Origin of the sequence: Stenotrophomonas sp. GD03654 (assembly GCF_029845105.1) — a bacterium.
Lineage (GTDB): Bacteria > Pseudomonadota > Gammaproteobacteria > Xanthomonadales > Xanthomonadaceae > Stenotrophomonas > Stenotrophomonas africana.
In genome coordinates this window covers 28,570-40,935 of record NZ_JAOCLC010000007.1, presented here as the reverse complement: position 1 = coordinate 40,935, position 12,366 = coordinate 28,570, and the positions used below count along the sequence as shown (strand labels likewise).

Genomic DNA, 12,366 nt, shown 5'->3' with positions numbered 1-12,366 from the left:
TCAGGTGGCCTGGCCGGGCGGGACGGCGGGCCGATGGCCGGGACGTGCGAGAACCAGATGCGATACGCCGATCGAACGCTCGAGGAACCCACCCTCGCAGTAGGCCAGGTAGAACTCCCACATCCGGCAGAAGCGGGCGTCGAAGCCCTGCGCCTGTACCGTAGGCAGCTGCGCCAGGAAGCGCTGGCGCCAGGCGCGCAGCGTCAGTGCATAGGAGTGTCCGAAGTCCTGCTGCGCGATCAGCTGCAGGTCGCTGGATCGGGTCTTGGCGGCCATGATCGCGTTGATCGACGGAATGAAGCTGCCCGGGAATACATAGCGTTTGATGTAGTCGACGCTGCGCCGGGCCTGCTCGTAGCGATGATCCTCGATGGTGATGGCCTGCAGCAGGGCAACACCATCGGGCTTCAGCAGTCGCTGCAGCGTGGCCATGTAGGTGTCCAGGTATTCGGCGCCGATCGCTTCGATCATCTCGATCGATACCAGCTTGTCGAACTGGCCCTGCAGGTCGCGGTAGTCCTGCATCAACAACGTGACCTGGTCCTGCAGTCCTGCGTCCCGCACGCGCTCGGTGGCCAGCGCATGCTGCTCGGCAGAGATGGTGGTGGTGGTGACATGGCAGCCGTAGTGCCGCGCCGCGTGCTCCGCGAAGCCACCCCAGCCGGTACCGATTTCCACTACGCGATCGCCGGGCTTGAGTTGCAGCTGCTGACAGATGCGGTCCAGCTTGCGGCGCGAGGCGGACTCCAGCGATTCGGATTCGCTGGTGAACAGCGCCGACGAATACATCAGGTCAGGCGACAGGAACAGGGCGAAGAAATCGTTGCCCAGGTCGTAGTGGGCGGCGATGTTGCGCCGGCTGCCCTCACGGCTGTTGCGGTGCAGCCGGTTCCATCCGCGCAGCAGCCAGCCAGCCACACGGGCCGGGCCCTGCTCCATGCCGTCCAGCAGCTCGCGGTTGCGTACCAGCAGTTGTATCAGGGCGACCAGATCATCGCAGTGCCACTCGCCCTGGATATAGCTTTCACCTGCGCCCACACTGCCTTGGGCAGCAACCTTGCGATAGAACGCGGGGTCATTGATGGTGACAGTGACATGCAGTTCGCCACGGGCGTCGCCCAGCCAGACTTCGCCGAGTGCATCGCGCACGCATAGGCGGCCGTCGCGCAGGGGGGCAAGCTGCGCCAGCAGGCGGCGGCGCAGGAAGGCGTCCAGCGCACCGGGGCGCGGCAGGGCCACCGAAGGTGTCATCGAGTTCATCGCGGTTTCCCGGCAAGGGTGGGGTGGTCGTGTACGGGGTTGCGCTTCAGCCATAGCCGCAGTGCGTGCCAGTGGATGGCGGCCACCACCTGGGTGGTCATCAGGGGATAGCAGGCCAAAACCCGGGCCAGTCCGCGACCATCCAGGGCACGTCGCTGCATGGCCTGGGTGGCATCGAACTGGCGCACGCCGTCGCGCCAGACCTGCATGTGCACGCGCAGGTCCTGGTCCGGGCGGTTGAACCGCCAGTCGTAGCGGCAGTCCATCGGCATGAACGGCGAGACATGGAAGCACTTGTCGAACTGCCAACGCAGTGAACTGCCTTCGTGCGTGGCGGTAGCGACCGGCAGCACATAGGTGTGTCGTTCCTTCCAGGGCGTGTTGGTGATCTCGGCTACGATGCAGTCCAGCGTGCGGCCGTCGGCCTGGTAGCAGTAGTAGAAGCTGACCGGGTTGAAGACATGCCCGGCGAAGCGGAGATGGGTGAGCAGGCGCACCGGGCCGGTCGGCCGGTAGCCGAGCGTGCCCGCAGCGTGGTCGCGCACCGCATCGGCCAGTGGCCGGGCGGGGTCGCCGAAGTAGTCGCTGCGGCGGAATTCGGCCAGATTGCGGCGATTGACCGACCACAGCCAGCGCCCGACAAACACGGTCTCCAGTTCATCCAGGTCGAGGAGCAGTTGTGCAACCGGGTAACGGAACGCATGCGGATGCGGATGATGCCGGCGATGCATCACCTGCCCGAAATAGAGCGCACTGGCGCTCATGCCGCCACCTCGCCCGGAGCCTGTGCCCGCTGGTGTGGCGCGCAGGCCTGCAGGGCGTCGACCACGCGTCGGGCACTGCGGATACCATCCTCGTGGAAGCCCCAACCCCAATAGGCGCCTGCAAACCAGGTGTGGCGACGGCCCTGCAGTTCCGCCCAGCGCTGCTGCGCCCGCACTGCGGCGTGGTCGTGTACCGGGTGCGCGTAATGCAGGGTTCGCAGCACCTTGGTGGGGTCGATTGCCTCGCTGCGGTTAAGCGTCACTACCAGGGGGGTGTCGCCGGGCAGGCCCTGCAGCAGATTCATGCAGTAGCTGACGGTGCAGGGCGCGGCGCGATCCTGCGGCACGTGCGCGTTCCACGCTGCCCAGGCCTTGCGGTTGCGCGGCAGCAACGAGGCATCGGTATGCAGCACCGCCTCGTTGGACTGATAGCGGATGGCGCCCAGCACCTCACGCTCGCCAGCGTCGGCATCGGCCAGCAGGGCCAGCGCCTGGTCGCTGTGGCAGGCCAGGATCACTTCGTCGAAGGCCTCCACGCCAGCAGCGCTGTGCACGCGTGCGCCCCAGGGCATGCGTTCGACGGTGCTGACGGGGCATTGCAGCCGCTCATGCACGCGCCAGCGGCGACGCAGCGCATCCACGTAGCGCGCCGATCCGCCGCTGACTACCCGCCAGCTCGGGCGGCCGGTCATCTGCAGCATCTGGTGATTGGCCATGAACTGGGCCAGGTAGCGCGCCGGGAAGTCCTGCACGGTGACCGCCGGTGAGGACCACAGTGCCGAGGCCATCGGCAGCAGGTGCTCGTCGATGAACGCCTGGCCATAGCGCTGGCTGCGCAGGTACTCGCCCAGCGTGGGGCCGTCTTCTTCGGCCAGCAGCAACGGCGCGTCACGATAGAAGCGGCGAAGGTCGGCCAGCATGCCCCAGAAACGCGGCGATACCAGGTTGCGGCGCTGGCAGAACAGCCCATCCAGCGAGGTGGCGTTGTACTCCACGCCGCTGCGCTCACTGTGCATGGAGAAGCTCATCGTGGTCGGTTGCGAGGCTACACCCAGCTCGTCGAACAGCGCCGTCAGCAGCGGATAGTGCTGGGGGTTGAACACAATGAAACCGGTATCCACCGCCAGGCGTGCGCCATCGACCTGCACGTCGTGGGTGTGGGTGTGGCCGCCAAGGTAGTCGTTAGCCTCGAACAGCGTGACGTCGTGCTGGCCATCCAGCCACCAGGCACTGGCCAGCCCCGCGATACCCGAGCCGATGATCGCGATACGCACGTCAGTACCTCGCCTTGGCCAGAACCCACTCGGGGATGGGCTTGAGCCCTTTGATCAGGCCCAACATCGACATCGCGCGCAGTCCGTACCAGGTCAGGTCCACTTCCCACCAGCGGAATCCCTGGCGAACGGTGCCGGGGAAGAAATGATGGTTGTTGTGCCAGCCTTCGCCGAAGGTGAGCAGCGCCAGCCACAGATTGTTGCGGCTGTCGTCGCGGGTCTCGAAGCGGCGGCGACCGAAACGATGCGCCAGCGAGTTGATCGTGACGGTGGCATGGAACAGCACGATGGTGGAAATGAAGAAGCCCCAGACCAGCAACTGCGGTCCCGAGGTGTGCAGGCCAGGCGCCCAGCGCTCCAGGGCGGCGCCCAGTGCGTACAGCGCTGCGGCCAGCACGACCGGCACTGCGGTATCGAAGCGGTCGAGCCAGCGCAGCTCGGGGAAGCGCGCCAGGTCGGGTACCCGCGACAGATCCGTGGTGAAGGCTTCGCGGGTCAGGAACCAGCCCATGTGGCTGCGCCAGAAGCCGCCTTCGCGAGGCGAGTGCGGATCCAATGGCTGGTCGGCGTGACGATGGTGGTGGCGATGATGGGCAGCCCACCACAGCGGACCGCGCTGCACGCTGGAAGCGCCGATGACAGCGAACACGAACTGCACCGTTCGTGACGCCTGGAAGGTGCGGTGCGAGAAGTAGCGGTGATAGAACGCGGTGATGGCGAACATGCGCACCGCATAAAGCGCCATGGCCACGGCGACCGCCGTCCACGACACACCTACCCAGATCACCGCGATGCACGCCAGGTGCATCAATGCGAAGGGTACCGCGCGCAGCCAGTCGATGCGGCCGGGCCGTTCACCGGTGGCCACTACGCCATTGCCGGTATCGAACCAGCTCTGGAACGTACGCAGCAGGCGCCAGCGTCGACGGGGGAGGGGCGCTACAGAGGCCATGGCGGATCTCGGCGGGTGTCTTGGCTATCTGTACGCAGCAGAGCGTGCAGTGGATGCGGCGCGACACGGAAAATTTAGCCTTCACCCGGGCGTCACGGTGCAGCGGTCAACCAAGGGCTGCGTCCATACCCGCTGCCAGTCGCTTGCCGGTCGCTCGGCAGCTGGCGAGCTGAAGCGCACCGTCACCGGCGGGTAGCTGCCGCGGGCATCACGCAGGTTGCTGGTGCCTCGGAACTCCAGCAAGCGACGGTCCGCGTTGGCATAGAGCAGTGACAGGCGGGGCGCGACGCCGCCGTACCAGGTGTCCAGACTGACGTCGATCGATTGGCCATCGATACCCTGCCAACGTACCGGACCGATGCGCCGCACCTGCACCGGGAAATAGCGCTGCCGTCCCGGCACCAGGAAGGGCAGGCTGATGCGTTCGCCGCGCAGCAGCGCCGACCAGTGCGCGCGCACCGCGGCGTCGAACCCTGCATCGATCACCGCGTCCGGCGGCAGTTCAAGCTGGCGACGCCGCAGCTCGCTGGCGGCATCCTCCTTCCAGGCAATCGATACCGAGTCGCCAGTGGCATCGACTACAGCGGTCTGGCCGCTGCGGCGGTCTTCCAGCGAGTAACCCCGTGCCTGCGGGCGGGCACTGGCGGGCAGATGCTTGCGGGCGAAGGGCTGGCCATCCGGGCACTGGTACAGCACCCAGCGCTCGGCGCCCTCCGTTGCCTCTCGCCGCCAGTGCACTTCACGGTAGAGGATGTCGCCCTGCGCGGAGGTAGCCACGCCCTCACTTCGCAGCCAGGGTGCCGCCAGCGCGGCATGGGGCAGGCACAGCAGCAGCCAGGCAGTGCGCATGGTCTTCATCCGGAGGTGGAGGGCTCAGTTGATACGGCGGGGGCGGCCGGTTGGATGCGCAGTTCCGGCTGCATCCAATTGCTGCCCCCGCGCGTACAGAGGACAGACCTTCACCCGCCCGCCGCGAACGCCGATGTACCCTGACGCCGCCAGCACTCTCCTCAACTTCGATACCGCACGCACCGTGTCCAGTTCCCAGCAGCCGAGCAGCGAGCCGACGAACTGGGCCGGGGACATGGATGGCGTAGCGCGCCTGCGCGACCGCGACTGTTTCATGCGGATCTACGACTACTTCATGCCGCGGCTGTGCGTGTACCTGCGCGGCTTGGGTGCACCGGATGCGGTTGCCGAGGAACTGGCGCAGGAATGCCTGCTGCGCCTGTGGCTGCGAGCGGCCGACTACGATGCGGCACAGGGCGCGCTGAGTACGTGGCTGTACCGGATTGCGCGGAACCTGCATATCGATCGCATCCGTCGCGAGCGAAGCTGGATGCAGGTGCAGTCAGCGGTGGAGGACGCCGCCACACTGGACGTGATCGAGCGCAGCAGCGCAGAGCAGTTCGCAGACCAGGCACGGCTGCGCCAGCGCATCAACGAGCTGCCCGCGGTGCAGGCGCGGCTGGTGCGGATGTCCTACTTCGAAGCCAAGAGCCACAGCGAGATTGCCGAGGCGCTGGGCATGCCGTTGGGGACGGTGAAGTCACACCTGCGGCGTGCGTTCCTGCAGCTGCAGGCCAAAGTGGGAGGTGCGCTGTGAGCCCGCACCACCACCTGCACGAATCCACCCTCATGAGCTATGCCGCAGGCGCGCTGCCGGCGCCGTTGAGCATCGTGGCCGGTGCCCACCTGGAGCAGTGCCCGCATTGCCGTCAGCGACTGCACGAGGCAGAGGCTATCGGCTCGGTGTTGCTGGAGCAGACGCAGCCGCCTGCCGCCGACGCGCGGCGCGAAAAGTTGCGCGAGGCGATGCTGATGCAACTGGCCACGGAAGCGCCGATGACCATGGCTGGGGTCGTACGCCCCGTGTCGAAGGAGCGGCCTGAGGCCGATCCGGATCATCTCCCGGCCTCGCTGCATCCCTACTTCGGTGCGTCGCTCAGCGGACTGCATTGGCGCTGGATGGCGCCGGGTGTGCATTGCATCCGTGCCGAGCAGATGCCCTCGCTGATCATGCTGAAGATCGCGCCGGGCAAGTGCCTTCCCATGCACAGCCATGGCCGCAGCGAACTGACCCAGATTCTGCGGGGTTCATACAACGATGCGCTGGGGCTGTTCGCGCCGGGCGATGTTGCGGACCTGGATGAAGATGTGGAGCATCAACCGGTGACCGCGCCAGGGGTGCCGTGCATCTGCGTGTCGGCGCTGGATGCGCCGCTGGTGTTCAGTGGTTGGCTGGCGCGGAAGGTGCAGCGGTTTGTGAAGCTCTAGGGCGGGTGTGACGATGGCCGGGACGGGTGCACTACGGATTCTGTTGACCGGCGCCGCCGGCCTGGTGGGGCAGGGCGTGGCGCTGGCCTGCCAGCGCTCGCCGGAGGTCGCCGGACTGACCGCGCTGGTGCGACGCCCAGGCAGTCTGAGCGGGCCCGGCAGCGAACTGATCGTCCCGGACTTCCTGCGTATCGACGCACGGCCTTATGAACTGGCCGGGTTCGATGCCTGCTTCTACTGTGCTGGAGCACCGCCGGTCGGCACGGCCGAGGGCGAGTATCGGCGCGTGACCCTGGACACCACGCTGGGCGTGGCCCGCGCGTGGGCTGCCGTGAACCCGCAAGGCTGCTTCCTGTATGTATCAGGTGCCGGTGCGGACCCTACGAGTCGATTGATGCCGCTGAGGGTGAAGGGCGAGACCGAGGTGGCATTGCAGGCCCTGCCGGTGCGTACCGTGATGCTGCGCCCGGGGGGCGTCAGGCCGGTCCCGGGCACCGGCACCCGTCATGCCCTGCTGAAGCCCCTGTACTGGGGCGGCGCGCCGTTGATGAAGCTGGCCGGCGCGATTACGCCATCGTTGATGACCAGCAATCTGGCTCTCGGTCAGGCGATGATCGCGCTGGCCGGCAGAGAGCATCCGCCGGCAACGGTGGAGTGCGCGGACATCAACTGGATCGCAGCTGGCGAACGCGATCCGGGGGCCTGACCTCAGTGTGGCGCGGCCTCCAGCGCGGTGCGCACCGCGGTCGCCAGGTCACTGCGAGTAAACGGCTTCGGCAGCAGCGCAACCGCGCGTCCCTGGCTGCCCGCCTGGTCATGGTCACGTGGATAGCCCGAGGTGAACAGCACGGCAACTTCCGGCCAGCGTTCACGGACTTCACGCACCAGCTCCCAGCCCGACATGCCGGGCATCACCACGTCCGAGAACAACAGGTTCACCCTGGTATCGGGGCGTTCCAGCAGCCGCAGCGCGGAGGGGCCGTCGTGGGCTTCCAGCACGCGGTAGCCGAGCAGCCGCAGCGAATCCACCGTGTGGGCGCGGACATCGTCGTTGTCCTCGGCCACCAGAATGGTTTCCTCTCGCGGTGAGTAACCCGCCAGACCGGTCTGCGGGGTGCGTGCTTCGCAGGGCAGGGCCAGCGGTGAGCGCGGAAACATCATGGTGATGCTGGTGCCACCGCCTTCCACCGAATCGATCAGCACGTGGCCGCCGGACTGCTTGACGAACCCATGCACCATCGACAGACCCAGCCCGGTGCCGCGGCCGACCTGCTTGGTCGTGAAGAACGGTTCGAACACGCGGGCCAGGGTCGCCGCATCCATGCCGTGGCCGTTGTCCCGCACCCGCAACATCACGTACTCGCCCGGTGTTGCATCCGGGAACAGGGCGGCGTAGTCGTGATCGAGGTGACTGTTGTCGACCTCGATCACCAGCCGGCCGCCATGCGGCATCGCATCGCGGGCATTCACCGCCAGGTTCAGTACGGAGGCCTCCAGCTGGCTGATGTCGATCTCCACGCACCAGATGTCCTCGGCGCTGCGGATCTCCAGCTGCACCAGCTCACCCAGTGCACGCTGCAGCATGTCGTGCATGTCCAGCAGGCGCTCGTGGAGGTTGGCGGCCTGGCTGTGCAGCGGCTGGCGTCGGGCAAACGCCAGCAGGCGCTGGGTCAGGCTGGCGGCACGCCCGACACCCTTCAGCGCGTTGTCCAGCGCCCGGCTGACCATCGCCCCGGCTTCGCCCGCGCGCTCATTCAGCAGCATGGCGTGCTCGACGTTGCCGGAGATGACCGTCAGGATGTTGTTGAAATCATGCGCGATGCCGCCGGTGAGCTGGCCGACCGCCTCGATCTTCTGTGATTGGCGCAGTGCATGTTCGGCCTGGAGGCGCGCCGTCGTTTCCACAGCCTCGGAGACCACGGCGGTGACCACGCCTTCGGCATCCAGCAGCGGGCGGAACGAAAAATCGAAGCTGCGCGGCCCGGTCGGGAGTTCCAGCTCCAGTGAATGCAGCGAACTACGGCCCTGCACGGCTGCAGCAACGGCCCGATCGATCAGCGCGCCGATGCCATCGGTTGTGGCGAACCAGAGCGATTCACCGAAGCGTTGGCCAACCACGTCCTTCTTGTCCGCCAGCACTGCGGCCAGTGACGCGTCATTGGCATCCATCACGCGCCCGGACAGATCCAGCAGCATCTGATGCTGGAAGCTGGATTCGAAGATCGCCTGCAGGCGCCGCTTGCTGGCGCGCAACTCGGCTGTGCGCGCCTGCACCTGCTGCTCGAGCAGCTGGTTGTCCTCGCGCAGGGCCAGCTCGGCCTGTTTCAGCTGCGAGACGTCGCTACCCAGGCAGATGTAGCCGGCCACGCTGCCGTCGGCCGCATGCTCAGGCACGCAGTCCATCTGCACGAATCGTGATTGGCCGCTGCGGTGCACCAGCTCGACCTGGAAGCTGGTGCGTTCGCCCTGCAGTACCCGTTCCAGGCTCGGCAGGGCGCGTTCGAAGGCGGAAATGCCGCTGACATCGCGTGCTGTCCGGCCCAGCAGCTCGGCCAGGCTGAATCCATGCCAGTCCAGGAACGCCTTGTTGGCGAACCGGTAGCGATGCGCGTTGTCGAGCTGGGCGATCAGCGCCGGAACCGCATCGGTCACCTGCTGCAGCTGTGCCTGGCTATCGTTCAGCGCAACCTGGGCCCGCACAAGCTGGGTGCGTTCATGGGCCTCCTGCCGTGCACGACGGATCGCGTCGGGCAGCCGCTGCAGGCGCTGCTTGACAACGTAGTCGCGCGCGCCGCGGGTCAACGCCTGCACGGCCAGCTCTTCGGTCAGCGTGCCGGAGACGAAGATGAAGGGGGTCTGCGGAACCCGCTCGCGTGCCAGCGCGAGGGCGGCATCGCCGTCGAATCCCGGCAGCACATGATCGGCCAGGATCACGTCGAACGGCCGGCTGTCGATGGCCTCGATGAAGGCGTTGCGGGTCCACAGGCGCTCAGCCTCGAAATCGAGGCCGGCACGCTGCAGCTGGGCGCTGATCAGCTCCGCATCAAGCGCGCTGTCCTCCAGCATGAGGATGCGCAGGCGCTCGCTGCGGCGCGATCCATCACGCATTGTGCTGCCCCGAGCCGTTGGGCCGATGCGGCGGTGGCTGGTTGGTGATGCCCCAGAACATGCCCAGCCCTTGGATGGCGTCGAAAAACTCCTTGAAGTCGACCGGCTTGACCACGAAGGCATTCACGCCCAGCTCGTAGCTGCGAACCAGGTCCTGCTCCTCGCGCGAGGAGGTCAGCATCACCACCGGGGTGCTGCTCAGCTGCCGGTCGCCACGCACCTGCTCCAGTACTTCAAGGCCATTGACCTTGGGCAGCTTCAGGTCCAGCAGCACCACCACCGGGCCGCCGTGCATGGCGCCGGCGAACTTGCCTTCGCAGCGCAGGTAATCCAGCGCCTCGGCGCCGTCGCGTACATGGATGACGTCGTTCAGCAACTGGCAGCGTGACAACGCGGCCATCGTCAGCTCTGCATCCTTGGGGCTGTCCTCTACCAGGAGGATCGGCCGCAGGTCCCTCATGGGTGTTCTCCTGTGAAGCGGGGTAGGGTGAAATGGATCGTGGCGCCCTTGCCGGGCTCGCCCTCGGCCCAGGTACGGCCGCCATGGCGGCCGATGATGCGGCGGACATTGGCCAGGCCGATGCCGGTGCCTTCGAACTCTTCGACGTGGTGCAGGCGCTGGAACACGCCGAACAGCTTGTCCACGTAGCGCATGTCGAAGCCGCAGCCGTTGTCGCGCACGAAGAAGTGGTCTTCGTCGTCGTTTCGCTCGTGACCAACCTCGATCACCGCGTGTTCGCGCTCGCGGGTGAACTTGATCGCGTTGGCCAGCAGGTTCTGCCATACCAGGCGCAGCATCGTCGGATCGGCCTCGACCTCCGGCAGCGGTGCGAGCGTCCACTGCACGTCGCGGCCGGTGTAGTCCAGGGCCAGGCTCCGGCGCACATCTTCGGCCAGCGCGCTCATGTCCAGCCGCACACGCCCCAGCGTGGAGCGCCCCATCTGCGAGAAGCTGAGCAGGTCATCCACCAGTGTTCCGGCGGACTTGGCCGATTCCACGATCGTGTCCAGGAATCGGCGCTCGGTATCGTTCAGGCGCTCGCCCGCCGAGCTGCCCAGCAGCTCGGAATAGCCGACAATGTGACGGAACGGAGCGCGCAGGTCGTGGCTGACCGAATAGGAGAAGGCTTCCAGTTCCTTGTTGCTGCGGAGCAGCTGCTCGTTCAGTTCGGCCATTTCCTCGGCCTTGCGCAACACGATATCGACGATGGCCGTGCGCATCTCGTGTGCCGCGTCGCAGTCAGCGTCGCTCCACGGCAGGCTGCGCTGCTGCACGGTCTCCTTCCAGGCCTCGAACGAGTTGCGCGGGGACAGCGCCACGCCCGGTGCTGCTTCCTTGCGGGGATCGCCACCCCATCGCACGGTGCGCACCACTTCCGGCCGGAACCACATCAGGTAACTGTCATGCAACTGCGAAATGGACACCGCCAGCAAGCCGCTGGCTACGTCGGCCAAGTGCGCGGCAGGCGGCCAGTCGGCTGCCAGGTGGTCGGTGCAGTAGGTTTCCTGGCCGGCCTGCTGCGTGGCCAGCCAATTCGCCAGGGCCAGCACGTCGCTGGCGGAAGGGCACTGGCCGACACGCAGGCACTCGCCCTTGTGCACGATCGCTGCGCCGGCCGCGCCAGTCAGCGACAGCAGGCTGGCTTCGTCCTGGCGCAGGGCCGCCATGAATTCTTCGTCGCCGGCCATGCGACCCAGTAGTTTGACCAGTATCGAGCGACGGGCAACGCGCTCTTCGATCGCACGCGCACGCTCCTTCAACGCAATCTGCAGCGACAGGATCTGGCCCATGAACTCGCAGGCAGTGCGCACGTGGTAGGGCAGGCGGCGCGGCTGCACGGTGTGGCAGGACACCAGGCCCCACAAGCGACCTTCATGCACCAGCGACACCGACATCGACGCGCCGGTACCCATGTTGCGCTGTAGTGCAGGTGCACCGGCGAGACGCTGCGCAGCACCGCCAGGCTCAGGTCGGTGGGCGGCGCGTCGCGATGGTCCTCGGCCCGCATCAGCGGGGCAGGGGTGTAGTTGTTGTCCGCGATCAGGCGGACCCGGTTGCGGAGGTAGAGTTCGCGGGCCTGCGCGGGAATGTCCGATTCGGGGAAGCGCAGGTCCAGGTAGGACGGCAACAGGCCGTTGCCATCCTCCGCCACCACCATGCCGTTCCAGCCAGCATCGAACTGATAGACCAGGGTGCGGTCGAAGCCGGTGAGCCGGCGCATGTGCGCGGCGGCCAGCGTGCACAGGTCTTCCACCGTCGCCGCCGATTCAATGCCGGTCATCAGTTCGCGGATGGCCGGATACAACTCTTCCAGTGAGCCCGGCTGGCCCAGGACCGGTGCTTCCAGCTCGACCAACAGATCGGTGGCCGAACGGTGCACCAGCAACTGATGCCGGCCGTGGCCGTCCAGATGCACGGCACCGACGTGGGCACTACTGCCGACCATGGCCTGCTGGAACAACCCCTGGAACGGGGCCAGCACCCCGCCCAGCACCTCGCTGACAGGCTGCATCAATGGCTCGCCAAACTGCTGCAGCAGCCCCGGGTGGCTGATGGCGCGCTCGCGCACCAGCAGGGAGTGCGGCTCAACGACAAGAAGCACGCCGTACGGCTGGATCGCGCCGGGGGTGTGGATCGGTTCGCGCGCGCAGCCGGACAGGGCAGTGTCGTGTGCGGACTCAGCAGAAGGCATCAAGGGCAAGACTCACGATTCGTGGATGGCTGGAAAGC

Annotated in this window: 10 protein-coding genes and 1 pseudogene; 3 read left to right on the top strand and 8 right to left on the bottom strand. The window is 66.8% G+C overall.

Features of this window, described 5'->3' with window-relative positions:
* From N5J73_RS04620 to N5J73_RS04600, 5 genes are all read right to left on the bottom strand, one after another.
* Positions 1-1,260, bottom strand: a complete 1,260-nt coding sequence (locus N5J73_RS04620) for a cyclopropane-fatty-acyl-phospholipid synthase family protein (protein WP_049449493.1) — start codon at positions 1,258-1,260, stop codon at positions 1-3.
* Positions 1,257-2,024: a DUF1365 domain-containing protein gene (locus N5J73_RS04615; protein ID WP_049449492.1), complete on the bottom strand. Its 768-nt coding sequence runs from the start codon at positions 2,022-2,024 to the stop codon at positions 1,257-1,259. Before N5J73_RS04615 ends, N5J73_RS04620 begins: the two co-directional genes overlap by 4 nt.
* Complete coding sequence (locus N5J73_RS04610; RefSeq protein WP_049449490.1) at positions 2,021-3,298, bottom strand: FAD-dependent oxidoreductase; 1,278 nt, start codon at positions 3,296-3,298, stop codon at positions 2,021-2,023. Before N5J73_RS04610 ends, N5J73_RS04615 begins: the two co-directional genes overlap by 4 nt.
* A gap of 1 nt (position 3,299) precedes the next feature.
* Positions 3,300-4,250 (bottom strand): acyl-CoA desaturase, encoded by a 951-nt coding sequence (locus N5J73_RS04605; protein ID WP_049449488.1) that lies wholly within the window; start codon positions 4,248-4,250, stop codon positions 3,300-3,302.
* 81 nt (positions 4,251-4,331) lie between these two features.
* Positions 4,332-5,099 (bottom strand): hypothetical protein, encoded by a 768-nt coding sequence (locus N5J73_RS04600; protein WP_049449537.1) that lies wholly within the window; start codon positions 5,097-5,099, stop codon positions 4,332-4,334.
* A gap of 133 nt (positions 5,100-5,232) precedes the next feature.
* Between N5J73_RS04600 and N5J73_RS04595 the strand changes: the two genes are divergently transcribed.
* From N5J73_RS04595 to N5J73_RS04585, 3 genes are read left to right on the top strand one after another with little or no spacing between them, the layout of a single operon-like run.
* Positions 5,233-5,856 (top strand): sigma-70 family RNA polymerase sigma factor, encoded by a 624-nt coding sequence (locus tag N5J73_RS04595; RefSeq protein WP_049449486.1) that lies wholly within the window; start codon positions 5,233-5,235, stop codon positions 5,854-5,856.
* Positions 5,853-6,527: a ChrR family anti-sigma-E factor gene (locus N5J73_RS04590; RefSeq protein WP_049449484.1), complete on the top strand. Its 675-nt coding sequence runs from the start codon at positions 5,853-5,855 to the stop codon at positions 6,525-6,527. Before N5J73_RS04595 ends, N5J73_RS04590 begins: the two co-directional genes overlap by 4 nt.
* A 13-nt stretch (positions 6,528-6,540) precedes the next feature.
* The gene (locus N5J73_RS04585) at positions 6,541-7,233 is read left to right on the top strand and encodes an oxidoreductase (RefSeq protein ID WP_164078443.1); all 693 of its coding nucleotides are present in this window, start codon (positions 6,541-6,543) and stop codon (positions 7,231-7,233) included.
* 2 nt (positions 7,234-7,235) lie between these two features.
* Here N5J73_RS04585 and N5J73_RS04580 read toward each other — a convergent pair whose 3' ends face one another.
* The 3 genes and pseudogenes from N5J73_RS04580 to N5J73_RS24190 all read right to left on the bottom strand — a co-directional run bounded on the left by N5J73_RS04580 (position 7,236) and on the right by N5J73_RS24190 (position 12,328).
* Positions 7,236-9,635, bottom strand: a complete 2,400-nt coding sequence (locus N5J73_RS04580) for a hybrid sensor histidine kinase/response regulator (RefSeq protein WP_049449481.1) — start codon at positions 9,633-9,635, stop codon at positions 7,236-7,238.
* Entirely contained in the window at positions 9,628-10,095 is a 468-nt protein-coding gene (locus tag N5J73_RS04575; RefSeq protein WP_049449479.1) for a response regulator, read from the bottom strand. Before N5J73_RS04575 ends, N5J73_RS04580 begins: the two co-directional genes overlap by 8 nt.
* A pseudogene (locus tag N5J73_RS24190) lies at positions 10,092-12,328 on the bottom strand (ATP-binding protein). Before N5J73_RS24190 ends, N5J73_RS04575 begins: the two are co-directional and overlap by 4 nt.
* Positions 12,329-12,366 lie beyond the last annotated feature (38 nt).

Bases quoted from the DNA above. Each gene is read 5' to 3' on its own strand.
- N5J73_RS04620 (WP_049449493.1), bottom strand. From the start codon at position 1,260: ATGAACTCGATGACACCTTCGGTGGCCCTGCCGCGCCCCGGTGCGCTG.
- N5J73_RS04615 (WP_049449492.1), bottom strand. From the start codon at position 2,024: ATGAGCGCCAGTGCGCTCTATTTCGGGCAGGTGATGCATCGCCGGCAT.
- N5J73_RS04605 (WP_049449488.1), bottom strand. From the start codon at position 4,250: ATGGCCTCTGTAGCGCCCCTCCCCCGTCGACGCTGGCGCCTGCTGCGT.
- N5J73_RS04600 (WP_049449537.1), bottom strand. From the start codon at position 5,099: ATGCGCACTGCCTGGCTGCTGCTGTGCCTGCCCCATGCCGCGCTGGCG.
- N5J73_RS04595 (WP_049449486.1), top strand. From the start codon at position 5,233: ATGTACCCTGACGCCGCCAGCACTCTCCTCAACTTCGATACCGCACGC.
- N5J73_RS04585 (WP_164078443.1), top strand. From the start codon at position 6,541: ATGGCCGGGACGGGTGCACTACGGATTCTGTTGACCGGCGCCGCCGGC.
- N5J73_RS04580 (WP_049449481.1), bottom strand. From the start codon at position 9,635: ATGCGTGATGGATCGCGCCGCAGCGAGCGCCTGCGCATCCTCATGCTG.
- N5J73_RS04575 (WP_049449479.1), bottom strand. From the start codon at position 10,095: ATGAGGGACCTGCGGCCGATCCTCCTGGTAGAGGACAGCCCCAAGGAT.